The following is a 21808-nucleotide window of genomic DNA, read 5'->3' on the forward strand; positions in this document are numbered from 1 at the left end:
TTTTCAATAATCGCATCCAAAACAGCATCAGAAATTTGGTCAGCTATTTTATCTGGATGGCCTTCAGTAACAGATTCAGAAGTAAAAAACATATGTTTTTCAGCCATTTTATCCTCCTAATACGAAAAAAAGTCTCTCATGCACTCATGAGAGACCCTCCCATCTAACGACATTTGTCATAGGAATTAGCACCTTTTCCTCTTGGAATGGTTGCTGTAGCTTCATAGGGCCTATCCCTCCACTACTCTTGATGAGTTACAGAAATATTATAGTGTATTTACATTGATAAAGCAAGTCATTATTACATATCTTTCTATCAATTACAAACTACAAACATAAGATTCTCTCATGTATGGTGTTATTTATTTTTTACTAATTCCACAACTTCTTTCATAATGTTATGAGCTAACTCAGATTTTTTCATATTAGGCATTTCTTTTGGATCTTTATTAGGATATAAGAAGTAGCCTTCATTTGTATCTACATTAAAACCAGCATTAGACTTACTTACATCATTGGCTACAAGCATATCTAGATTTTTTCTAGCTACCTTATCTTGACCATACTCGATTACATGTTCTGTTTCTGCTGCAAACCCTACAAGAATTTGATGTTTCTTTTTAGCACCTAAACCTTGTAGGATATCTGGATTCTTAACAAGTTCTAATGTCATGGACTCCATTTTTTTGATTTTTTGCTCTGCTTTATGAAGGACTCTAAAGTCAGATACTGCAGCGGCCATAACAACTACATCTACCTTATCGTATCGAGATTCAATAGCATGTTGCATAGACAAGGCGGAATCAACAGGAACAAAATCTACGCCACTTGGTACAGCTAAAGATGTAGGAGCACTAACTAAAATAACATTAGCCCCCATCCGGGCTGCTTGTTCAGCAATGGCGTACCCCATTTTGCCGCTAGAACGATTCCCAATATAACGAACAGGATCGATGTTTTCTTGCGTACCACCAGCTGTAACAAGTACTGTGGTACCTTCAAGTTCATTAGATTTGCACATCTGCGATTCAAGCCATTCTACAATGGCTTCAGGCTCTGGTAGACGCCCTACACCTGTAACACCACAAGCAAGCCAACCTTCAGCCGGTTCCATAATATGGTACCCCAAAGCCTGTAATCCCTCTAAATTTCGTTGCGTAATAGGATTATTATACATTTCGGTATTCATAGCAGGACAAAGATATTTTGGCGCCGTAGTAGCCATTATTGTTGTCGTTAGCATATCATCTGCAATACCGGCATAGATTTTGCCAATCACATTTGCTGTAGCAGGTACAACCACATATGCATCTGCCCATGTTGCTAGTGCAATATGCTCCACATCCCATTGGTGTACTTGTTCAAACATGTCGATAGCTACAGGATGTCCACTAATTTCACCAAATGTAAGTGGTGAAGCTATATGAGTGGCGTTTTCAGTCATAACAACCTTTACTTCAGCACCCTTTTTACGAAGTCGGCTTACTACTTCAATTGCCTTATACGCTGCAATACCTGCAGATACAGCGACAATGATATGTTTTCCGCGCATGTTCTTCTCCTTTTAAAAATTCCTTGTATCAAGGATACAAGGAATTGATTAATCTTATTTAATGCCTTCTTTAGTGCGTTTATAAGTCACTTCACCTTCGGCAATTTCATAGAATGCCAAGGATACAGGCTTGTCAGTAGCATGTGTAGATTCAGCTAAGCATGGTTCACCATCTGTTAATTCACGAGCGCGTTTAGCTGCTAATGTTACCAAAGTATATTTGCTATCAACTTGACTTTCCAATTTTTTCAATGGAGGTTTTACCATCATACTATCACTTCTCCTTAGACTCTTGATACTGTTTATAAATATATTGTATTTGTTCTTTATTACGACTAATCTTGCAAGCTTCTGCACGCAAAATTGACGCTACTCTTTCAGATGCATCTGCTAAATCATCATTTACAACGATATAGTCATAACGATGTGCTAATGCCAATTCAGAACAAGCTAGTGACAATCTCTTATCAATAACCTCTTTTGCATCAGTACCACGATTATGTAATCGTTCAGATAACTCAGTTAAAGACGGTGGCACTATATAAATAAATACAGCATCACTAAAACGTTCTTTTACTTGCATAGCACCTTGAATATCAATTTCTAACAGTACACTTTTACCTTCATCTAATAAATCCATTACATGTTGCTTCGGTGTACCGTAGTAATTATCATATACTTTTGCATATTCTAAAAATGCATCTTCACTTAATAGAGATTCAAACTCTTCTTTTGAGCGAAAGAAATAATTGACCCCTTCCACTTCACCAACACGTGGTGCCCGTGTTGTCATAGAAACGGAATAAACTAGATTAGGCATTTCTTTTCGAATATTCGCACAAATCGTACCTTTACCTGCGCCAGATGGCCCGGATATAACGATTAATAATCCTCTGTCTGACATATGTACTCCTATGATTCTACTGTATCTTCGTCTACATCATATTGCACAAGTCGATGTGCTACGGTTTCTGGTTGAATTGCAGATAATACAATTTGACCACTATCCATAACTAATACAGCACGAGTCTTACGACCATATGTAGCATCAATGAGTAGGCCCTTATCACGTGCATCTTGAACCATACGTTTAATTGGTGCAGATTCAGGACTAATGATAGCCATAACACGGTTAGCAGATACCATATTACCAAAGCCTATATTCAGTAATTGAATACTCATTCATAGACCTCCTATTACTCTACATTCTGTACTTGTTCTCTAATTTTTTCTAACTCACATTTAAGTTGAACCACAAACTCTGTAATACTTGAATCCATAGCTTTGGAACCAATTGTATTCACTTCACGATTCATTTCTTGCAAAATAAAATCCACCTTACGACCGATGGAATTCTCATCTACAAGTGTGTTTTTTAATTGTACCACATGTGAGGTGAATCGGACAATCTCTTCCGTAATATCAGTCTTATCAGCCAGTAAAGCTATTTCCTGCAAAAAACGATCTTCACTTATACTCGCTTCCAAAGAAACTAAGTACTCTTGAATTTTACCTTTTATATGCTCGCGATACGCTTCTACGGCTCCCGCCTTATTCTCATCAATATGTTTGATGACATTTTCTAAGGTAGAGATACGTGATAATAAATCTTGTTCAATATGTTTACCTTCTACCGTACGCATTGCTATTAGAGCATCTAATGCTTGAGTTGTAGATTCTTTTACTATTTCTGAAAGCACATCTTCTGCAATCGGTGTATCTTGTTGTTGAATCCATTCATTAGAAATAGAGTTGACCGCTTGCAAAGGAACCTTTTTAGGGTCATCATAAAACTCTTCTTGAACAAGTAATTCTTGTATCTGCTTTCTCAACACACTATTTATTGTAAAGGTCTTAGGTCTCTCTCCCGCATCCTGAATAGAAACAGATACTTCGACCTTACCGCGGATAATTCGATCTTGTACTAATCCGCGAATAATGGTTTCAAAAGGGTTTATTTGCTTTGGACTACGTATAAATAAATCAAGAAATCGCGCATTTACGGACTTTATTTCTACCGTGCAGGTAATGCCATCTTTGGTTGCCGTGCCAGAACCAAAACCGGTCATACTTTTCATGTGATATCCTCCTTAGCAGTTTTTATTATTGTACCACGAATTATACATTCCGTGTTTAAATACTAAGAATTATATGTACATTATGTTATACTAAACTATACTTCTAAATAAAATTGAAAGGAGTACTATGAATTTAGACGGACTTACCATGTCTGTTCTCGCTAAAGAATTAAACGAGCGTTTACAAACAGGTCAAATACAAAAATTATATCAAATAGATAAAACTACATTACTATTTAAAATTCGAGCCCTTAACGAAGATCAAAACTTGATTGTTACCGTTGGTGCAACCCCTGCAATGTATCTTAGCAAACCGCTACAGGATTTACCAAAAGAACCAAGTTCACTATGTATGTTTCTTCGCAAACATATTGAAGGTAGCCGCATTGTAAAGGTGGAACAAATTAATGGTGACCGAATCATGTGCATCCAAACGGATAAGCTTGAAATGGATGGGTCTATTACAAGTACATTTATCTATGTAGAATTAATGGGCAAATATTCAAACTGTATTTTTGTACAAGATGGAGTCATTTTAGAATCTTTAATTCACGTATCCCCTTTAATGAATCGTGAACGGTCTATTAGCCCTAAGCTTGACTATGAATTACCACCAAATGCTAATCGAGTAAGTTTAATGGACTTCGATTATGAAGAAATAAAAAATCTACTCACATCCTTTGGTAATGGTAATGTACAACAATCTATACGGGCTATCTTTAACGGTTTCGGTAAACCTTTATTAGATGAAGTATTATGGACTTCCAATCTAAATGGTGATGAATCTATAACTGATTTAAGTCCAGATCAAATAGATACATTGGCTAAATCATTATATGAGCTAAAATCAAAACTTCAAGACAGCCATGGCTTGCTTACTTTAATCAATGATAATAATAAAAAAGCTCACGCCACCTTTACGTTACACAATTACAAGGTACTAAAAGAATACAGTACGATTTCTGAAGCTCTAGAAGAATCGATTCACAATACAAAATCTATTCACACTGCTGATAAGGAACTAGAAAAGATTTTAACAGCAGCCATCAAAAAAGAAGAAATACGTCATCAAAAGATCAAAGATGAATTAGATGATACTAATAAAATGGATACCTATAAACTGTATGGTGATATCTTAATGATCAATGCTCACTTACAAGTACAGTATGAACCTTCTATTCAATTACCAAATCTTCTTTCTGAAGATGGAGAGTTATTAACAATCCCTCTAAAGCCAAATCTTACGATTGTAGAAAACGGTCAATGGTATTATAAGCTCTATACAAAATTAAAAAATCGTATGGTCAGCGGTGAATATCAACTGAATGCAAGTACTACAAAACTTGAATATCTCAAATCGATTTTATATAGTATTTCATTAGCCACTACCCGTGAAAGCTTAGAAGAAATTCGAAAAGAATGTATGGATGCGGGCATTATAAAGAAATCCAAAAAGCCACTATCATATAAGCTAGGGAAATCCAATTACATTCATTTAACCATTGATGAAGGCGAAATATTTATAGGTCGAAACAATCAACAAAACGAATATTTAACTCATCGATTTGCAAAACCAACCGATATTTGGTTCCATACACAAGATATTCAAGGTTCCCACCTCATATTAAGACTTAATGCAGAACCTGATGATATGATTTTATCTAAGGTTGCTCAATATGCAGCATATTTTAGTAAGGCTCGTGAAACTAGTAAGGTACCTGTAGACTACACATATATTAAAAATATCAAAAAACCACCTGGGTCTCCTCTTGGATTTGTTATTTTTAATACTCATCAAACAATGATTGTAGAGCCTAAAAAACCTGATAATTATACTGAATAAAAAAAGAAGCGAAGGAAATCCTTCGCTTCTTTTTTATTTATATTATTGGTTTTCTTCTGTACGTTGTTCAGTTTGTTTCAAACTTTCACGATTTTGACGTAAGCTTTCCAATGTTTTCTCTAAGTTGTTTTCCACATATTTAAGAACATCACCAGCATATTGAATAGAGCTAGATTTCAATTCTTCAGAGGATTGGTTAGCTGCATTGATAATTTGATTGGCTTGTTCTTGCGCTTGTTTAACAAGTTCGCTTTCAGCAGTTAATTTAGCAATGTAATCTTTTGCTTGATCAATTAAAGTTTCAGCTTGACGTTGAGCATCAGCTAATACTTTATCTTTATCAGCTACAATACGACGAGACTCTTCAAGTTCCAATGGTAAGGACTCTTGAATAGAATCAATAATACGCATAATTTCGTCTTCCTCAACCATACGTTTAGTAGTCATAGGAATACGGCTGCTAGATTCAATAAGAACCTCTAAATCTTCTAATAATTTTTCTGTTTTCATACAATTCACCCCTATTTATTATGGACCGTATTAAAGCGTTCTTCAAGTTTTTCCTTAACATCATCCGGAACTAACCCATCTAGCTTACCGCCAAATTTTGCAAGTTCACGAATACCTGTGGAGCTGACGAAAGAGTATTTATTATTAGTCATAATAAATACAGTTTCAATATCATCATCCAAATATTTTGCAAACAAAGCACGTTGAAATTCATATTCAAAGTCGCTTAACGCGCGCAAACCACGAATGATTATAGTAGCATTCTTAGATTTAACATATTCGTTAAGCAAACCGCCTGTACAATCAATCTCAACATTAGGAATATGTTTGACAGAATTTCGAATCATCTCAACCCGTTCTTCCATGGTAAACAAGGAATTTTTATTCGGATTAGAGCTAACAGCAATGATTAATTTATCAACTAATCGACTGCCGCGTTCAAAAATATCAACATGTCCATTTGTAACTGGGTCAAAACTACCCGGACACACACCTATACGCACAGGTTTAGCTCCTTTCAGCTGTGTTTACAAAATAGGAAACCATCGTATAACCAAATTTCTGTTCTTTTATACATTCCCATGATTCAGGCAAGGTAAATGCCTCGTCCTTATGGTGTTCTAATAGTAAAACACCGTCAGGCTTTAATAAATCATAGGTCACAACCAAATCTATGGTGTCTTGTATAAATCCATTTTCATATGGTGGATCAGAAAAAATATAATCGAACTGTTGTCCCATTATATAGTTTTTTAATTGTGAAAGTTTCCTCGGAATGATTTCTAACCGATCTTCCACATGACAGTGTTTTGCATTCTCTAAAATCAATTTTCCTGTTTTAAAGTCTACCGCTACTGCATGTGCTGCACCACGACTTAAGGCTTCAATAGCTACTGCACCTGTACCAGAAAATATATCTAATACATGAGTACCAAATATACCTCTATTAGATAATACATTAAACACACTTTCACGAACTCGATCAAGTGTAGGTCTAGTATCTACCCCTTTAGGTGCTTTTATAGTATGTCCCTTTGCAGTTCCGCCAATAATTCGCATACAACCCTCACAAGATTATACTCATTAATTATAGTATATAAATAACCAAATTAAAAGTATCTTTTATTTATGATACTTCAATTTTAATATCTCGTCCCATCAATTCAGCTAATGCCAAAGCTGGAGATTTTTCTTCATATAAAACTTCATATAAAGCCTTAGTTATAGGCATTTCAATATGATGTTCACAAGCCATTTTATAAACAATGTCCGTAGCAAAGAAGCCTTCTACAACCATATTCGTATGATTAATGATATAGTCCATTGTTTTTCCATCTGCTAATTGTTGACCAGCGGCTCTATTACGACCATGAGGACTCATACAAGTGGCAATCAAATCCCCCATACCAGCAAGACCAGCATAGGTTTCCTTTTGTGCGCCCAAGGCTACACCAAAACGAGTCATCTCATGTAAACCACGTGTTAAGAGTAAGGCTTTACAATTATCACCTAACTTCAAGCCGTCAACGATCCCTGCGGCAAGAGCAATAATATTCTTCGTAGCCCCAGCTAATTCAACACCAGTAATATCGGTATTTGCATAAATCCTAAAGTTTTGACTACATAATGTTTTCTGTAACATAGTGGCCACTTCAAGATTTTCTGTACTCAATACAGAGGCAGCAGGCAAATCACGACCAATTTCTTCAGCATGATTTGGACCAGATAAAACTGCAAGATGACATCCTACAGGACCTAGTACCTCTCGCATAACTGTAGTCAATAACTTGCCAGTAGTACGTTCTACACCTTTTGAGCAAAGTATATAGGATTGTTCTTTATGCGCATATGGTTTAAGAGACTCTAAGCTAGTGCGTACATGTACAGACGGTGTAACCATTAAAACGATATCAGCCGCTTTGATACAAGTAGCAAGATCTGAGCTATATAGTAATTCCTTTGGTAATGTTACCCCTGGTAAGTACTCTTTATTCTCTAAATCTTCTGCTAATTGTGTAGCAAATTCTGGGCGTCGACAATATAAAGTTGTAGTATTTCCAGCTAATACGGATTTAATAGCAAGAGCAGTACCCCAGCTACCAGAGCCGACAACAACAACATTCATAGATTAATCCTTTTTGATACGTTCTACTTTTAACTCATTACCTGCAAGTAAACGTTTAATATTATCCCAATGTCGAACAATAACAAATAAAGCTGCTAAAGCGCCAAAGCCTACGAACCAATAAGATTCTCCTGTAAAATACATCAAAATTGGTACTAAAGCTGCCGCTATAATAGATCCTAGTGATACGAGTTTAGTAAAATAGACTATTACGCCCCATACCAAAAAGGCAATCAAAGCCACTAATGGTGATAAAGCAATTAGAACTCCTAGTCCTGTAGCTACCCCACGACCACCTTTAAAGCCTAAGAAAATAGACCAGTTATGACCCATCATAGCTAGGATACCACCTAAGATCATATACATAGGTCCATAAGAGGATAACAATCCAACCCCAGCTGCCCCTTTTAAAGCATCACAGAGAAATACTGGTAATGCAGCTTTGAGACCTATAACACGATACGTATTAGTAGCACCAATATTTTTAGAACCGTATTGACGTACATCCGTATTAAAGAAGGTCTTACCAATAATCAGACCACTAGGAATTGAACCAATAACGTATGCCAACACGGCATATACAACAATCATAATATCCATTAGTCTTCATCATCCCGTTTCTTACCACGCAATACTAAACGAATTGGTGTTCCTTCAAAACCGAAGGACTCTCGTAATCTATTTTCTAAGAAACGCATATATGAGAAGTGAATTAATTCTGGTTCATTAACAAACAAAATAAATGTAGGTGGTTTAACACTAGCTTGCGTCATATAGTAAATTTTTGGAATTCTACCATTACGAGAAGGTACAGGATTTACTGTTTGAGCATCTTGTAATAATTGATTCAATGTACCTGTAGACACGCGACGATATTGTTGTTCAGATACAAACTTAAGCATATCTGCTAAACGGTGTATACGTTGTTTTGTAAGTGCAGAAGCAAATAGAATTGGAGCAAATTGCAAGAAACCTAATTCATCATAAATATCTTCAGTAAAGCGCAATGTTGTTTTGTCATCTTTTTCAATAAGATCCCATTTATTAACAACAATAATTACACCCTTGCCGGCTTCATAAGCATAACCAGCAATTTTCTTATCTTGTTCTGTAACTCCATCTTGAGCATCAAGAACAAGAACGACGATATCTGAACGGTCTACAGAGCGCAAGGAACGAACAATACTATATCGTTCAACAGCTTCTTCGATTTTAGACTTACGACGCATGCCTGCTGTATCGATAAGAACAAACTTTTGATCGCCATGAGTCCAATATGTATCGATAGAGTCACGTGTTGTGCCCGCTACATCTGATACAATTACACGGTCTTGACCCAATAAAGCATTAGTTAAAGAAGATTTGCCTACATTAGGACGACCAATAACTGCGACATGAATAGTATCTTCGTCATCAACATTTGTCCCAACTGGAGGGAAATGTTTAACCGTATCATCTAGTAAGTCACCTAAATTCATTAGATTTTTGGCGGAAATACCGATAGGATCACCTAAGCCAAGATTGTAGAATTCATAAATATTAGGTTCCTGATTAACACTGTCGATTTTATTAACAACTAATACTACAGGTTTACCGCTAGCTCGTAAGATATTAGCAACCTCTTCATCAGCAGGTACAATACCTTGTTTGCCATCTACAACAAATAAAATTACATCTGCCTCTTCAATAGCCAATTCAGCTTGTAATCGCATCATCTTAGGAATAACATGACTATTATCTGTAATAAATTCAATACCGCCAGTATCGATCATTGTAAATTCACGATTTAACCACTCTGCGTCAAAGTAAATACGATCCCGTGTTACACCAGGGATATCTTCAACGATAGAGATCCGTTTATTAACAATGGCATTAAAAAGTGTAGATTTCCCTACATTTGGACGACCTACAACGGCCACTAATGGTTTTGCCATGGTTTCACCTCATTATCTAATCTAATATATTACTATATTTTATCATATTCTACGTATAGTACGCAAAAAGGCTAACCAAGGAAACCTTGGTTAGCCTTTATATTAGACAATGAATTATTCAGCGTCTTCTGCAGTTTCTTTTGCTTCCATCAATTCAGTTAAAGCCAAGCCCAATTTCTTTTCATCTTTGTTAAGAGAAATGATTTTAACTTCAACTTCTTGACCGCGGTTTAAGTAATCTTCAACTTTCGCATTACGTTGTTTTGTAATTTGAGAAATGTGAAGTAAACCTTGGATGTCGTCGTTAACAGCTACGAATGCACCGTAAGCTACCAAACGAACAACTTTACCGTTGATAACATCGCCAACGTGCAATGTTTCTTCAGCTACGTCCCATGGGCTCTTAGATAAAGCTTTTAAGGACAAGGATAATTTGTTGCTTTCAGCGTCGAAGGATTGTAATTTAACTTCGATTTCTTGACCAACGGAAAGAACATCTTCCACTTTTTTGATTTTTTGCCAAGAAATGTCGGAAATGTGAAGTAAACCTTCAATACCCCCGATATCTACGAAAGCACCATAAGGCATGATTTTACGAACGATACCTTTATAGTTTTCGCCAACGTTGATGTTTTTCAATGCTTCAGCTAATTTAGCTTGACGTTCTACTTCCAATACTGCACGACGGGAAAGAACCAAACGGTTTTTCTTTTCGTCGATTTCAAGTACTTTAGCTTCGAATTCTGTACCAACCAAGTTGTCCAAGGATTTCACGAAATGAACATCACCTTGGGACAATGGAATGAAACCACGAAGGGATTTAACTGTTACTACTAAACCTGCTGGGATAGCATCAATACCTTTACATACGATAGCTTCATCTTTTTCTTGTGCTTCGATAACATATTGCCAATCTTCATCTTTAGCCAAGCGAGTCATGGAAAGATAAATAGGATTATCTTCTTTGATGTGGTTCATGATAACTGCTTTAATTTCATCACCATTTTTCAACACATCTTTGGCAGATTCTGGTGCTGGATAAGAAATTTCAGTTCTGTTCAAAATGGCTTCAGTTTTGTAGCCAAAAGATACATATGCGCGTTCATCTTCAACTTGAACTACTGTACCTTCTACAACGTTCCCTTTCTTAAATTCTTCTTGACCTTCTGCTGCTAATAATTCTGCAAAATCTTTCATTGTCTCAATGACCTCCTTAATAATCCAGTCGGGAGTCGATGCTCCTGCTGTAACTCCTACCGTCTGTACTCGGTTAAACCATTCCAGTTGTAATTCAGTAGAAGTTTCAATGTGATATGTTGTACATCCAACGTCACGACAAACCTCTGCCAATCGGTTTGTATTGCCGCTGTTCTTACCGCCTATCACTATCATAAGATCTACATTACGTGCTAAGTCAACGGCAGAGTTCTGTCGTTCTTGCGTTGCATTGCATATCGTTTTGAAAATCTTAAGATTCTTAGATTTTTTCTCTAATATCTCTATTATACTGTTAAATTTGAATTGTGAAAAGGTTGTTTGTACAACAACGCCCATTTTTTCCACAATTTGTAGTTTTTCGGCGGATTCTTCATCTTCGATGATTATTCCTTTGTTATTTGCCCATAAATTGATACTTTTGACCTCAGGATGGTTTTTTTCGCCTAAAATCACCAATGTCATACCATCTTCAATGACAGACTTAGCATCTTGTTGTGCTTTTTTTACATGAGGACATGTAGCATCTAAAATATGTAAGCCCTTTTCTTCGGCTTCAGCATAAATAGCAGGACCTACCCCATGAGATCTAATAATCATAGTTCCTTCATCGATATCAGCGACCTCTTGAATGGGGCTTACACCTTTATTTTCTAAGCGCCCTACAACTTGAGGATTGTGAATGATAGGTCCTAATGTATAACTTTTACCTTCGCTATTGGCAGCTTCATCAGCCATTTCAACAGCTCGTTTTACGCCATAGCAAAAGCCGTGGTTTTCAGCCAAAATTATTTCCATAAAGTCTCCTCTATACGATTTTCATGATAAGAATCTATCATGCGTTGGATTTCACCTTTCACACGATCATTAACTTCTTTTATTGCTTCCGGTGTAGGCTTTGCTTTACTTACAGGAACTTGTTTACCAATAATACATGCGACTTGATTTTTCTTCATATTATGAGATCCAATAATGGCAACTGGTGTAATGCCAATACCTGTACGCAACGCAATGGATGCGGCTCCGTCATGGAATCTACCAAGTTTTCCACTCTTTTGTCGATTCCCCTCGGCAAAAATCCCTAGCACCTTATTATCTTTCAATAAACCTAATGCATGACGAATAGCCACCTTATCAATAGCTCCACGGTTTAGAGGAAACGCACCAAGCCAAGTACAGAAAAATCGAGAAATAGGATTTACAAATAACTCCTGCTTTGCCATAAAGTGCACATGTCTTGGTAATGCATACCCACAAATAGGTGGATCATTATTACTCAAATGATTTGGTACAACAATAACGGGACCTTCCATAGGGAAATTATCACGACCGTATACCTTTAATCCATATCCGACTTTATAACTCAACCAAAAGGCAGTACGCCAAAGCCATGTAGAAAATTTATTCATCTTAGATTCGCTCCTGTACTAGATGCAATATATGTTCCACTGTTTCATCAAAAGTCATATTACTAGAATCCACAACAATGGCATCCTCAACACATACAAGTGGAGATTCATCACGATTTTTATCCATTTCATCGCGACTTTCTACGTTCTTTTTAATGTCTTCTAATGGTTGTTCATTAGAAGTACCTTGAACTTCAAGCCATCTACGCTTAGCTCGTGCATCTACAGAAGCAGTTAAATATATTTTCAATTCTGCATTCGGTAATACAACAGAACCTATATCACGACCATCTAAAATAACACCACCAATAGCTGCCATTGCTTGTTGACGTTCAACTAAGTATTCACGTACCCCTTTATAAGAAGCAATGGTTGATACATTTTCATTGATTTGTTGTTGTCGAATTAAATCAGTTACATCCTGACCTTTTACATACACTTTACAAGCACTTGCCGTAGGCTCTAGTGTTAAATCTAATGAAGGGAGTAAAGCCTCAACCTCCTTTTGATTGTTAACATCTACATGACTATCAAGGACAGCCCATGTAACGCCTCGATACATAGCACCTGTATCAATATATAAATAACCTAATTCATTAGCCACTACCTTTGAAATACTACTTTTACCAGCCCCTGCAGGACCATCAATAGCAATGGCAATTTTTTTAGTATTCATAATAACCTCTATTCTTCATCACCATGTACAGCATGCATAGCCGCTACATAACCAGTAGAAAACGCAGCTTGTAAATTATAGCCGCCCGTAAAGGCATCAATATCCAGAACCTCACCAGCACCATATAAGCCTTTTACCAATTTAGACTCCATGGTTTTTGGACTAAATTCTTTTAACGAGATTCCCCCTGCTGTAACAATGGCTTCTGCCACCGGACGTAACTCCTTAACAGTTAATGTCATATGCTGTAACACATGACATAAGCGCAAACGTTCTTCTTTTGTGATTTGATTAATTGGTTTACTTGGATCTAATTCAGCAAGCTTTATAATAATAGGAATAAGATTTACCGGCAGTAAATCCTTCATTCCATTAGCCAATTGTTTCTTAGAATATAAATCAAAATCTTTTTGTAATCGCTTATCTAATACTTCTGCAGTTAATGCAGGCTTAAGATTTATTTCAATAGTAATTTGAGGATTTTTCTTACGCAATAATTTGCCTACCGTATGACTTAACGACAAGATGGTAGGACCTGTAAGGCCGAAATGGGTGAACATCATTTCCCCGAATTGCTTGGCCTGTACCTTATTTTTAGAAATAACGGATACCTCAACATTACGAAGGCTAAGCCCCATAATATCCTTCACCCATGATTCCTCAGTTACAATTGGCACCAACGATGGTCTAATATCCGTAATGGTATGCCCTATTTTCTTAGCTAAAGTATATCCATCACCAGTCGAACCTGTTAACGGATAAGAAGCACCCCCAGTACAGATGATAGCAGCATCACAAGCATATTGTTCTTTATCTGTTGTAACACCCACTACTCGATCATCTTTTACAGTAATAGATGTAACAGGTTCATTTAAATGAACTTGAACATTATACTTTTTCAAGATTTTCATGAATGTATTGCGTACTTCTAGAGCGGAATCAGATTCAGGGAATACGCGACCACCACGTTCTACCTTAGTTTTCAAACCCCAACTATGTAATAGATCAAGCAAGTCTTCATTACTAAAGCGTTCATAAGCACCGTAGAGGAACTTGCCATTACCTGGTGTATTTTTAATGAACTCGGTCATATCTGCATTATTTGTAATATTACATCGACCTTTACCGGTAATCCCCATCTTCTTACCAACCATATTCATTTTTTCAAGTAATATGACACGAGCACCTTCACGACCTGCTATAACTGCCGCCATAAGACCTGCCGCACCACCACCAATGACTATGATTTGTTTCATTTCTTATCAGTCCCCAACGCTTTAAGTGCTTTAACCTCTCTAATAGTAAGTTGACGAGAAGCACCACGTTTTACACCGCCCAATGTGAGACCTGCATAAGCAATACGTTTTAAGTTATGAATGCGATACCCAAAGTGTTCAAACATACGACGAACTTGGCGATTACGACCTTCATGAATTGTAATCTCTACTTCATGAACACCGTTATGATCGTCAAAACCTAAGTCTACAATTGTAGCAGGTGCTGTCATTCCGTCTTCAAGTTTAACGCCATTGGCAATGACTTGTAAATCTTCATCACGAACGCGACCTTTAATGCGCACTTCATAGGTTTTTTCTACACCTTTAGATGGATGTGTTAAGTTTTGTGCTAACTCACCATCATTGGTAAGTAATAATAAACCTTCCGTATATAAATCGAGACGACCAATAGGATAAATGCGTTTAGATTCATTTTTAATATAATCTAAAACAGTTTCTCGACCTTGAGGGTCAGATACAGATGTAATGACGCCCTTCGGCTTATTTAATAAATAATATACAGGCTTTTCTTGCGCCAATAATTGACCATTAACCTTAACCTTATCTTTTTGAGGGTCAATTTTAACGCCCAGCTCAGTTACCTTGCGGCCATTAACCTGAACTTTCCCCTCTGTAATTAATTCTTCTGCCTTACGTCGTGATGCAACACCACAACTAGCAATAAATTTTTGTAATCGTTCCATATTATCCTTCTGTTTCCGAAACTTCTTGATGTAAAGCTTCAATAGATTCTACACCAGCACTTCTTAAAAACTCGTCAGTTGTGCCATAAAGAATAGGTCTTCCTACAGTGTCTTTATGACCTAGCTCAGCAATAAGAGATCGAGTGAGTAATTGTTTAATAATCTTATCGCTATTTACACCGCGGATTTCTTCAATTTCAGCTTTAGTTATAGGTTGTTTATAGGCTATAACAGCTAATGTTTCCATCGCTGCATTAGATAATTTATCTTCTCGCTTACGTATATGACCTACATAATCAGCGCTTTCCATAGCGCTAACTAACTCAACACCAGCCCCTGATACTCGTAGTCGAATACCTCGATTTTGGTCTTCAAGATCACGTTGTAATGTTTCTATATAGTCCTGTACTTCCTCTGTTGAAAGTCCAAATACTTCTCCAAGCATATCTATTGATATAGGCTTTGCCGATGAAAACAATACGGCCTCTAAATGCATTGTTGGTAAGCTCATATAGCCCCCTTTCTATACGGTACCTTCTAAGGCTGCAGTGAATACAATATCATCCTCTTCATAGCGCATTTCCATGATTTGTTGTTTCAACAATTCTAAAACAGCCATAAAGATCGTTACCATACCACTTTTTGTTTCAATTGCTGCTAATAACTCTCTAAAATGTAAACTTTCACCACGACGTATACGACTAGATAAAGACAGAATCATATCTTCTAAGCTATAACTGTCTTTTTCAACCTTTACTTCACGAATAGGTTCTTCTTCAGGTAATTCCTTAGCTCGCTTTAAGGTTTGATAAAAAATCTCGTATAATTGGGAAAGCTCTAAATTATATACATTATCTAATCCAAGTACGCTTGTTTCTTCAGGTCTACTAAATATATTGGCAGAAATAGCTGTACGCTCCATTAATAGCGCTGTAAAATCCTTGATTTTCTTAAACTCTACTAATTTTGCTACTAATTCATCACGTGGATCCTCAGCTTCATCTGGTTCAGGTTCAGCTTTAGGCAGTAACATACGCGATTTAATCTGCAATAAGGTAGATGCCATTACAAGAAACTCACTACTATAATGAATATCAAAGTGATTCCAATTATCTAAATATTCCAAGTATTGACTCGTAATTTCAACGATAGGAATATCGGTGATTTCTATTTTATGTTTTTCAATGAGATGTAAAAGCAGGTCTAAAGGACCTTCAAAAACATCTAACTTATAATTATAATCTCCCATAAACCCCAATCCTTAGAAAATATACTTTAACTATATAATTATAAAGCATTTATAGTAGTACTTTCAAATAATTGTTTTTTTTACAGTCATCTGCTATCTTTATTATAGTAATTATTATATATTATAAAAAATTTTATTGTGTATTCCTTTAAGAGGGGATTTATTATGTCATCTAGTTTAAAGCAAATTGGGAGAAACCCCATTTTCCGCTTTGGTATCATTGGTATTGTTTTATATATAGCTCTATTTTTCATCTATGAACCTATTACATTAGGACTAGATGTTGAAGATATAACGATTTTAGCAGTACCAACAATCGTAGGTACTTTTTTATTTCAATACTTTATGGGTTGTACCGTTTTTCATAGACCATTTTTAGGATATGGTTTAGTCGGTATTCTTTGGGCTCTTACATTCCCACTCCTTTTCCACTGGTCTTATGTTAAGCCTTTATATTTCTATGAATTCGCTAATGACTTCTTATTTGGCCTACTCATTTTTATGGGCTTATCTGGAATTCAATTCTTACTAAACCAGACGAATCGTCTTCATAAAACCACATCATTAATCATGGCAATCATTACCATGATATTAAGTCTTATTCCATTCTTACAAATTGGATACTACTTAACTACCTGGCATTGTTTAACGCCAGCAAGCTTACTAGCAGTATATATGACAAACCCTGAAGAAGCCTTTGGTTTCTTAAAAAATGCAGCCGGTATTCCTGGTCTTATCGCTGTTGGTATAGGTCTAGTAGCTTGGACGTATCTACTTTACTGGTCTAATCTAGGAATGAAAGCCGTAGTAAACTTAAATACTACACGACCTATGCGCTCTACATTGCTCATTGCGTCTATTGTCGCATTCTTAGTATATGTACCATTCTTCTTATTCCCTAAAACATGTATTGTAGCAAACTGGATTGCAGCTGGCGATTATGTAAAACAGATGCAACAATATAATGATAACCATCATTTAGTTTTCGATTCCTTTAATTTAGATACAAAGGAAACCTCTGCTAACAAAACACCTGGTACGATCATATTGGTAATTGGTGAGTCTAGTTCTCGTGATTATATGAAGGTTTATAATCCAAACTTCCCTTATGACGATACACCATGGCAAGGTAATATGCGCTCTAATAACAAAGATTTTGTGTTCTTTGATAACGCATACTCATCCTATGTACAAACAGTACCAACTCTAGAACGCGCTCTATCCGAACGCAATCAATATGATGATAAACCATTCCTTGATTCAGCAAACATCTTAGACGTAGCTAAAAAGGCTGGTTATACTACTTCTTGGTTTAGTAACCAAGGTGTATTTGGTGAATACGATACAGCCATTTCTCTAATGGCCAAAACGGCAGATACTACAAAATGGTCTCACGAATCATATGCATTCTCTGACCGCTATGATGAATCTTTATTGCCTTTATTACAATCTGTAGATCCAACGAAAAATAACTTTATCGTTATTCATATCATGGGTAGTCATATTTATTACAATGACCGTTACCCTCATGAGTTTAGTAAATGGAAACAAGGCCCGTATCCAGATGGCCAAGAAGCATATGCTAATAGCCAACTTTATACTGATTGGTTATTACAACAAATCTATACGTATGGTAAGGAAAAATTAAACTTACAAGCTATGGTCTATTTCTCTGACCACGGTGAAAGTTTAGATAAATCTCATAACCCAGATACATTTGACTTTGTTATGACTCACATTCCATTCTGGATTTATTTATCCCCTCAATATCGTGCAGCGTATCCTCAAACTGCAGAGGAACTTACTAAGCATGAACATCAATACTTTACAAATGATTTACTATATGACACATTAATCGGTCTCATGCATGCACCTAACCAACGCTATGATGCAACACGAGACTTCAGTAATGGTAAGTATCGATTTAATTTACATAACCTTACTACCTTACTGGGGGAACAACCATTAACTAACGATCCTGTAAATGCAGGTAAATAATCTAGACTATTTCTTGAACTGAGTTAATCATATTAATCTGTTATCAGTAAAGCATATAATTATGTAATGATAGCCAGTTAAGGTTATAGTAAAGAAAAAACAAAAAAGAGATGAGTTAAAACTCATCTCTTTTTTTGTTCTATTAATAAATCAATATCATCTTCTGTATACACTTCAATATTATTCTTTAATAGAGCCTCTACAGTGCATCCATGACCATCCCGTAGGGTTTTACTAAAGGTACCATCATAAATGCGCTTATAGCCGCAACTAGGGCTTTTTGCTTTCATTAGAGCCCGATTACACTCATTTTGAAAAGCTATATCTAATGTATTCTGAGCGCCTATAAGGAATTCTTTAGTTACATCAGTCCCATTAGCTGTACATATACGTTCTCCTTGTCGTTCTGCAGGATCACGCGGTGTACTAAGTCCACCTAATACTTCTGGACATACAGGTACTAAATCAAACATTTCTTTTAACAATGGTAATTTCGCTATATAATTATCTTTTCCATCATAACGACATGATACGCCGCATAGACATTCACTAATTAGCAATTTAGGTTTCGTATTCATAGTATTATTTAATATGTAGTATTAAAACTTAATTTACATAAGAAAAAAAGACTAACCGAAGTTAGTCTTAATTGGTGCCGAGGACCGGAATCGAACCGGTACGGTTGTTTCCAACCGACGGATTTTAAGTCCGTTGCGTCTGCCTGTTCCGCCACCCCGGCATGGGTAACGTTTGTGGAGGCGGCACCCAGAATCGAACTGGGGAATAAAGGTTTTGCAGACCTCTGCCTTACCGCTTGGCTATGCCGCCATATAAAGTTGGAGCGGGAAACGAGATTCGAACTCGCGACCCCCGCCTTGGCAAGGCGGTGCTCTACCGCTGAGCTATTCCCGCATGTACATGGTGCCTCAGGACAGAATCGAACTGTCGACACACGGATTTTCAGTCCGTTGCTCTACCAACTGAGCTACCGAGGCATGAATGGCGACCCCGATCAGATTTGAACTGACGATCTTCGCCGTGACAGGGCGACATGTTAACCGCTACACCACGGGGCCGTATCCAAAGTACTTGCTTAGTATATCGGTTATCAGGACTTTTGTCAACACTATCCTACAATATTTTTGATGAATTCTTCTTCATCTTTTAATGTTGTGGATTCTTTATGTCCTGGGTCGATTATTAAATCCTTAGACAAAGTTAATATATACTTCAAACTATTAATCAAATCTTCTGGATTACTATTATAATTGTCAGTATTCCCTACATTTTGTTTGAATACAGTATCCCCTGAAAATAGATGTCCTTCAATTTCAAAACAAACAGAACCAGCACTATGCCCAGGTGTGTGATGGACAATAACTTCAAAGGGTCCTAATTGTAGTTTACCTATTACTAAATCGTTACAATTAGTATACATTTTCTTCTTGTAAACACTTGGTCTGCGACGAATTAATTGTAACAATTCTTGATCTAAAGGATGTAAATAAGCAGGAATATTATAATGCTCACATACCTCATCAAGAGCTGACACATGGTCACAATGACCATGTGTTAATAGAACTGCTATTGGTTCAGAATCCCCTACCATTTCAATGATATGCTTACTATGAAATCCAGGATCAATTATTAAAGATTTACCCTCTTTAACAAGTACGTAGCAATTCGCTTTATAAAGCCCTAGAGGGCGTTTTATAATATTCATATTATTCGCCCCCTATAAAATACGATACCGCTTGGAAGATTGTTTTTTTATAAAATACCCTTCCCAGAATTGAGGATGAAGCATAACAAGAATGGTAAATAATTCTAAACGCCCCAATATCATATCAACAATAGCTATACATTTTGCTGAGTCAGGCATAGCACCAAAGGAATCAGTGGGACCGAATCCACCAAAACCAAGGCCAACATTACTTAAGAATGCTGTTATCACTTGCATAGAATCATATGTGGATAAACCAGTGCAAGTCATCAAAAAGACAGAAACAACATAAATCATTAAGTATAAAAATAAAAATTGTTGTGTCATTTGAATCCACTTGGTAGGCATTGGTTTACCATTGATGCGTACAACTTGAACCATATCTGGATGAATCGATTTACGCAGATAAATGATACTACTTTTAATTAAAATAATGAGACGTATAATTTTAACGCCCCCTGTGGTAGAACCACTACAACCACCAAAAAATGATGAAATAAAGAGCATCATCTGAGCTGCAGCAGGCCATAAATCATAATCGCTAACAGCAAATCCACTACCAGTTTGAATCGATACAAGATTGAAGGACGCATCCCTAATAATTTGTATTGGATCATTTATAGTAGATTGTAAGGCTAATGATAATCCAATAATTATAATGCCTATTAGAATTACAAGCCAATACATGCGTGTTTCAAAATCATCAATTAAAATACGAATCCCTTTATGAAGAGCATTATAGTATACAGAAAAATTTCCGCCTGCTAATATCATAAAGAATATAAATACAAAGCAAATATAGTTATTCTGCTCATAAACAAACGTACCAGCTGATGTAGGTGTAAAACCACCTGTAGATATAATAGAAAATGCATAATTAAGTGCATCAAATGGTTCGATTCCACCCGCCCATAGCATGAGGAAACAAACTCCAGTGAACACAATATATAACCGCCAAAGTTTTGTAGCCATTGATTGAATACGAGGCATAACTACACCTGGTTTTGGTACCGAAGCTTCTGCATTAAACATATGAGCTGCGTCAGCACCAAGATTTTTCAAGAAGGATAAAATAAGGACGATAATCCCCATCCCACCAATCCAGTGCATAAGTCCACGCCATAATACAAATGTATTCGGTAAATCATCTACACTATTAATAATAGTAGCACCAGTTGCAGTAATCCCAGATGTAGCTTCAAACAGCGCATCAAACACATTGACTAAAATACCACTACCAAGAAATGGTAAGGAGCCTAAGATAACGGTTAATATCCATGTAGCTGATACTACTAAATACCCATCGCGAAGACTAAAGCTTTGACTTTCTTTGCCATAATAAGATAAAAGTCCACCTAAGCCGAATGAAATACCGGTGGTAATCAAAAATGACCAATATGCAGTTTCAAATACGACACCATATATAAAGGGTATCAATGTAAAAATCCCAAATATATATAATAGCCGCCCCACTAAGGACATGACAATTTGAATGCGCATAGTCCCTCCAAACTA

Annotated in this window: 24 protein-coding genes, 5 tRNA genes and 1 riboswitch; of the genes, 2 read left to right on the plus strand and 27 right to left on the minus strand. The window is 36.4% G+C overall.

Features of this window, described 5'->3' with window-relative positions:
* The 6 genes from QZR70_RS04435 to QZR70_RS04460 all read right to left on the minus strand — a co-directional run.
* A partial coding sequence (locus tag QZR70_RS04435) for an S-adenosylmethionine synthetase N-terminal domain-containing protein (protein ID WP_295793414.1) occupies positions 1-107 on the minus strand: 107 nt, incomplete at its 3' end.
* A gap of 49 nt (positions 108-156) precedes the next feature.
* Positions 157-257: riboswitch (SAM riboswitch) on the minus strand.
* Between the two features lie 101 nt (positions 258-358).
* Positions 359-1552, minus strand: a complete 1194-nt coding sequence (gene coaBC, locus QZR70_RS04440; protein ID WP_295793386.1) for a bifunctional phosphopantothenoylcysteine decarboxylase/phosphopantothenate--cysteine ligase CoaBC — start codon at positions 1550-1552, stop codon at positions 359-361.
* A 54-nt stretch (positions 1553-1606) separates the two neighbouring features.
* Positions 1607-1822, minus strand: coding sequence for a DNA-directed RNA polymerase subunit omega (gene rpoZ, locus QZR70_RS04445; RefSeq protein ID WP_004695660.1), 216 nt, complete (start codon positions 1820-1822; stop codon positions 1607-1609).
* Positions 1823-1826: 4 nt separating this feature from the next.
* Positions 1827-2456 carry a guanylate kinase gene (gene gmk, locus QZR70_RS04450; protein ID WP_105089134.1) on the minus strand — a complete coding sequence of 210 codons (630 nt, stop codon included), beginning with the start codon at positions 2454-2456 and terminating at the stop codon, positions 1827-1829.
* A gap of 8 nt (positions 2457-2464) precedes the next feature.
* Positions 2465-2734 (minus strand): extracellular matrix/biofilm regulator RemA, encoded by a 270-nt coding sequence (gene remA / locus QZR70_RS04455; RefSeq protein ID WP_005386753.1) that lies wholly within the window; start codon positions 2732-2734, stop codon positions 2465-2467.
* Positions 2735-2748: 14 nt separating this feature from the next.
* Entirely contained in the window at positions 2749-3630 is an 882-nt protein-coding gene (locus tag QZR70_RS04460) for a YicC/YloC family endoribonuclease (RefSeq protein WP_295793387.1), read from the minus strand.
* A gap of 127 nt (positions 3631-3757) precedes the next feature.
* On the opposite strand from QZR70_RS04460, the gene QZR70_RS04465 reads away from it, so the two are divergent.
* Positions 3758-5473, plus strand: coding sequence for an NFACT family protein (locus QZR70_RS04465; protein ID WP_295793389.1), 1716 nt, complete (start codon positions 3758-3760; stop codon positions 5471-5473).
* 42 nt (positions 5474-5515) lie between these two features.
* On the opposite strand, the gene QZR70_RS04470 is transcribed toward QZR70_RS04465, so the two are convergent.
* From QZR70_RS04470 to QZR70_RS04530, 13 genes are all read right to left on the minus strand, one after another.
* Entirely contained in the window at positions 5516-5983 is a 468-nt protein-coding gene (locus QZR70_RS04470; RefSeq protein WP_005386756.1) for a hypothetical protein, read from the minus strand.
* An 11-nt stretch (positions 5984-5994) separates the two neighbouring features.
* A complete protein-coding gene (gene coaD, locus QZR70_RS04475) occupies positions 5995-6486 on the minus strand; it encodes a pantetheine-phosphate adenylyltransferase (RefSeq protein WP_005386757.1) in 492 nt (163 codons plus the stop codon).
* Between the two features lie 4 nt (positions 6487-6490).
* Complete coding sequence (gene rsmD / locus QZR70_RS04480; protein ID WP_295780848.1) at positions 6491-7042, minus strand: 16S rRNA (guanine(966)-N(2))-methyltransferase RsmD; 552 nt, start codon at positions 7040-7042, stop codon at positions 6491-6493.
* A gap of 67 nt (positions 7043-7109) precedes the next feature.
* Positions 7110-8108: an NAD(P)H-dependent glycerol-3-phosphate dehydrogenase gene (locus QZR70_RS04485; RefSeq protein WP_295793391.1), complete on the minus strand. Its 999-nt coding sequence runs from the start codon at positions 8106-8108 to the stop codon at positions 7110-7112.
* Between the two features lie 3 nt (positions 8109-8111).
* Entirely contained in the window at positions 8112-8708 is a 597-nt protein-coding gene (gene plsY, locus QZR70_RS04490) for a glycerol-3-phosphate 1-O-acyltransferase PlsY (RefSeq protein ID WP_295793393.1), read from the minus strand.
* Positions 8708-10042 (minus strand): ribosome biogenesis GTPase Der, encoded by a 1335-nt coding sequence (der, locus tag QZR70_RS04495; protein ID WP_005386761.1) that lies wholly within the window; start codon positions 10040-10042, stop codon positions 8708-8710. The genes plsY and der overlap by 1 nt, the downstream gene beginning before the upstream one ends.
* 114 nt (positions 10043-10156) lie before the next feature.
* Entirely contained in the window at positions 10157-12055 is a 1899-nt protein-coding gene (locus tag QZR70_RS04500) for a bifunctional 4-hydroxy-3-methylbut-2-enyl diphosphate reductase/30S ribosomal protein S1 (RefSeq protein ID WP_295793395.1), read from the minus strand.
* A complete protein-coding gene (locus tag QZR70_RS04505) occupies positions 12046-12666 on the minus strand; it encodes a 1-acyl-sn-glycerol-3-phosphate acyltransferase (RefSeq protein WP_295793396.1) in 621 nt (206 codons plus the stop codon). The genes QZR70_RS04500 and QZR70_RS04505 overlap by 10 nt, the downstream gene beginning before the upstream one ends.
* Position 12667: 1 nt before the next feature.
* Entirely contained in the window at positions 12668-13342 is a 675-nt protein-coding gene (cmk, locus tag QZR70_RS04510; protein ID WP_295793398.1) for a (d)CMP kinase, read from the minus strand.
* Positions 13343-13350: 8 nt separating this feature from the next.
* Positions 13351-14598 carry an NAD(P)/FAD-dependent oxidoreductase gene (locus tag QZR70_RS04515; protein ID WP_295793400.1) on the minus strand — a complete coding sequence of 416 codons (1248 nt, stop codon included), beginning with the start codon at positions 14596-14598 and terminating at the stop codon, positions 13351-13353.
* Positions 14595-15323 (minus strand): pseudouridine synthase, encoded by a 729-nt coding sequence (locus QZR70_RS04520; protein ID WP_005386768.1) that lies wholly within the window; start codon positions 15321-15323, stop codon positions 14595-14597. The genes QZR70_RS04515 and QZR70_RS04520 overlap by 4 nt, the downstream gene beginning before the upstream one ends.
* Before the next feature lies 1 nt (position 15324).
* Complete coding sequence (gene scpB / locus QZR70_RS04525) at positions 15325-15834, minus strand: SMC-Scp complex subunit ScpB (RefSeq protein WP_295793401.1); 510 nt, start codon at positions 15832-15834, stop codon at positions 15325-15327.
* Positions 15835-15846: 12 nt separating this feature from the next.
* The gene (locus QZR70_RS04530; protein ID WP_295793403.1) at positions 15847-16572 is read right to left on the minus strand and encodes a ScpA family protein; all 726 of its coding nucleotides are present in this window, start codon (positions 16570-16572) and stop codon (positions 15847-15849) included.
* Positions 16573-16737: 165 nt separating this feature from the next.
* On the opposite strand from QZR70_RS04530, the gene QZR70_RS04535 reads away from it, so the two are divergent.
* On the plus strand, positions 16738-18570 hold the full coding sequence (locus QZR70_RS04535; RefSeq protein WP_295793404.1) for a phosphoethanolamine transferase: 1833 nt from the start codon (positions 16738-16740) through the stop codon (positions 18568-18570).
* Positions 18571-18692: 122 nt separating this feature from the next.
* Here QZR70_RS04535 and QZR70_RS04540 read toward each other — a convergent pair whose 3' ends face one another.
* The 8 genes from QZR70_RS04540 to QZR70_RS04575 all read right to left on the minus strand — a co-directional run bounded on the left by QZR70_RS04540 (position 18693) and on the right by QZR70_RS04575 (position 21793).
* Complete coding sequence (locus QZR70_RS04540) at positions 18693-19148, minus strand: DUF523 domain-containing protein (protein ID WP_295793407.1); 456 nt, start codon at positions 19146-19148, stop codon at positions 18693-18695.
* Between the two features lie 72 nt (positions 19149-19220).
* Positions 19221-19309 (minus strand) — tRNA-Leu (locus QZR70_RS04545).
* Between the two features lie 14 nt (positions 19310-19323).
* Positions 19324-19398 (minus strand) — tRNA-Cys (locus tag QZR70_RS04550).
* Between the two features lie 9 nt (positions 19399-19407).
* Positions 19408-19482: transfer RNA gene (locus QZR70_RS04555), tRNA-Gly, on the minus strand.
* A 7-nt stretch (positions 19483-19489) separates the two neighbouring features.
* Positions 19490-19565, minus strand: a tRNA-Phe gene (locus QZR70_RS04560).
* A 5-nt stretch (positions 19566-19570) separates the two neighbouring features.
* Positions 19571-19646: transfer RNA gene (locus QZR70_RS04565), tRNA-Asp, on the minus strand.
* Between the two features lie 50 nt (positions 19647-19696).
* On the minus strand, positions 19697-20293 hold the full coding sequence (locus QZR70_RS04570) for an MBL fold metallo-hydrolase (RefSeq protein ID WP_295793409.1): 597 nt from the start codon (positions 20291-20293) through the stop codon (positions 19697-19699).
* A 12-nt stretch (positions 20294-20305) separates the two neighbouring features.
* Positions 20306-21793 (minus strand): TrkH family potassium uptake protein, encoded by a 1488-nt coding sequence (locus tag QZR70_RS04575; RefSeq protein WP_295793411.1) that lies wholly within the window; start codon positions 21791-21793, stop codon positions 20306-20308.
* Positions 21794-21808: the final 15 nt, after the last annotated feature.

This window comes from uncultured Veillonella sp. (assembly GCF_900545205.1).
Taxonomy (GTDB): domain Bacteria; phylum Bacillota; class Negativicutes; order Veillonellales; family Veillonellaceae; genus Veillonella.

What these genes read in the sequence shown, in the direction of transcription:
- QZR70_RS04505 (WP_295793396.1), bottom strand. Translation starts at nt 12,666, where the DNA reads ATGAATAAATTTTCTACATGGCTTTGGCGTACTGCCTTTTGGTTGAGT.
- QZR70_RS04465 (WP_295793389.1), top strand. Translation starts at nt 3,758, where the DNA reads ATGAATTTAGACGGACTTACCATGTCTGTTCTCGCTAAAGAATTAAAC.
- QZR70_RS04530 (WP_295793403.1), bottom strand. Translation starts at nt 16,572, where the DNA reads ATGGGAGATTATAATTATAAGTTAGATGTTTTTGAAGGTCCTTTAGAC.
- coaBC (WP_295793386.1), bottom strand. Translation starts at nt 1,552, where the DNA reads ATGCGCGGAAAACATATCATTGTCGCTGTATCTGCAGGTATTGCAGCG.
- QZR70_RS04540 (WP_295793407.1), bottom strand. Translation starts at nt 19,148, where the DNA reads ATGAATACGAAACCTAAATTGCTAATTAGTGAATGTCTATGCGGCGTA.
- der (WP_005386761.1), bottom strand. Translation starts at nt 10,042, where the DNA reads ATGGCAAAACCATTAGTGGCCGTTGTAGGTCGTCCAAATGTAGGGAAA.
- rpoZ (WP_004695660.1), bottom strand. Translation starts at nt 1,822, where the DNA reads ATGATGGTAAAACCTCCATTGAAAAAATTGGAAAGTCAAGTTGATAGC.
- gmk (WP_105089134.1), bottom strand. Translation starts at nt 2,456, where the DNA reads ATGTCAGACAGAGGATTATTAATCGTTATATCCGGGCCATCTGGCGCA.
- remA (WP_005386753.1), bottom strand. Translation starts at nt 2,734, where the DNA reads ATGAGTATTCAATTACTGAATATAGGCTTTGGTAATATGGTATCTGCT.
- QZR70_RS04520 (WP_005386768.1), bottom strand. Translation starts at nt 15,323, where the DNA reads ATGGAACGATTACAAAAATTTATTGCTAGTTGTGGTGTTGCATCACGA.
- QZR70_RS04500 (WP_295793395.1), bottom strand. Translation starts at nt 12,055, where the DNA reads ATGGAAATAATTTTGGCTGAAAACCACGGCTTTTGCTATGGCGTAAAA.
- QZR70_RS04575 (WP_295793411.1), bottom strand. Translation starts at nt 21,793, where the DNA reads ATGCGCATTCAAATTGTCATGTCCTTAGTGGGGCGGCTATTATATATA.
- cmk (WP_295793398.1), bottom strand. Translation starts at nt 13,342, where the DNA reads ATGAATACTAAAAAAATTGCCATTGCTATTGATGGTCCTGCAGGGGCT.
- rsmD (WP_295780848.1), bottom strand. Translation starts at nt 7,042, where the DNA reads ATGCGAATTATTGGCGGAACTGCAAAGGGACATACTATAAAAGCACCT.
- QZR70_RS04470 (WP_005386756.1), bottom strand. Translation starts at nt 5,983, where the DNA reads ATGAAAACAGAAAAATTATTAGAAGATTTAGAGGTTCTTATTGAATCT.
- plsY (WP_295793393.1), bottom strand. Translation starts at nt 8,708, where the DNA reads ATGGATATTATGATTGTTGTATATGCCGTGTTGGCATACGTTATTGGT.
- QZR70_RS04515 (WP_295793400.1), bottom strand. Translation starts at nt 14,598, where the DNA reads ATGAAACAAATCATAGTCATTGGTGGTGGTGCGGCAGGTCTTATGGCG.
- QZR70_RS04485 (WP_295793391.1), bottom strand. Translation starts at nt 8,108, where the DNA reads ATGAATGTTGTTGTTGTCGGCTCTGGTAGCTGGGGTACTGCTCTTGCT.
- QZR70_RS04535 (WP_295793404.1), top strand. Translation starts at nt 16,738, where the DNA reads ATGTCATCTAGTTTAAAGCAAATTGGGAGAAACCCCATTTTCCGCTTT.
- QZR70_RS04570 (WP_295793409.1), bottom strand. Translation starts at nt 20,293, where the DNA reads ATGAATATTATAAAACGCCCTCTAGGGCTTTATAAAGCGAATTGCTAC.
- QZR70_RS04460 (WP_295793387.1), bottom strand. Translation starts at nt 3,630, where the DNA reads ATGAAAAGTATGACCGGTTTTGGTTCTGGCACGGCAACCAAAGATGGC.
- scpB (WP_295793401.1), bottom strand. Translation starts at nt 15,834, where the DNA reads ATGAGCTTACCAACAATGCATTTAGAGGCCGTATTGTTTTCATCGGCA.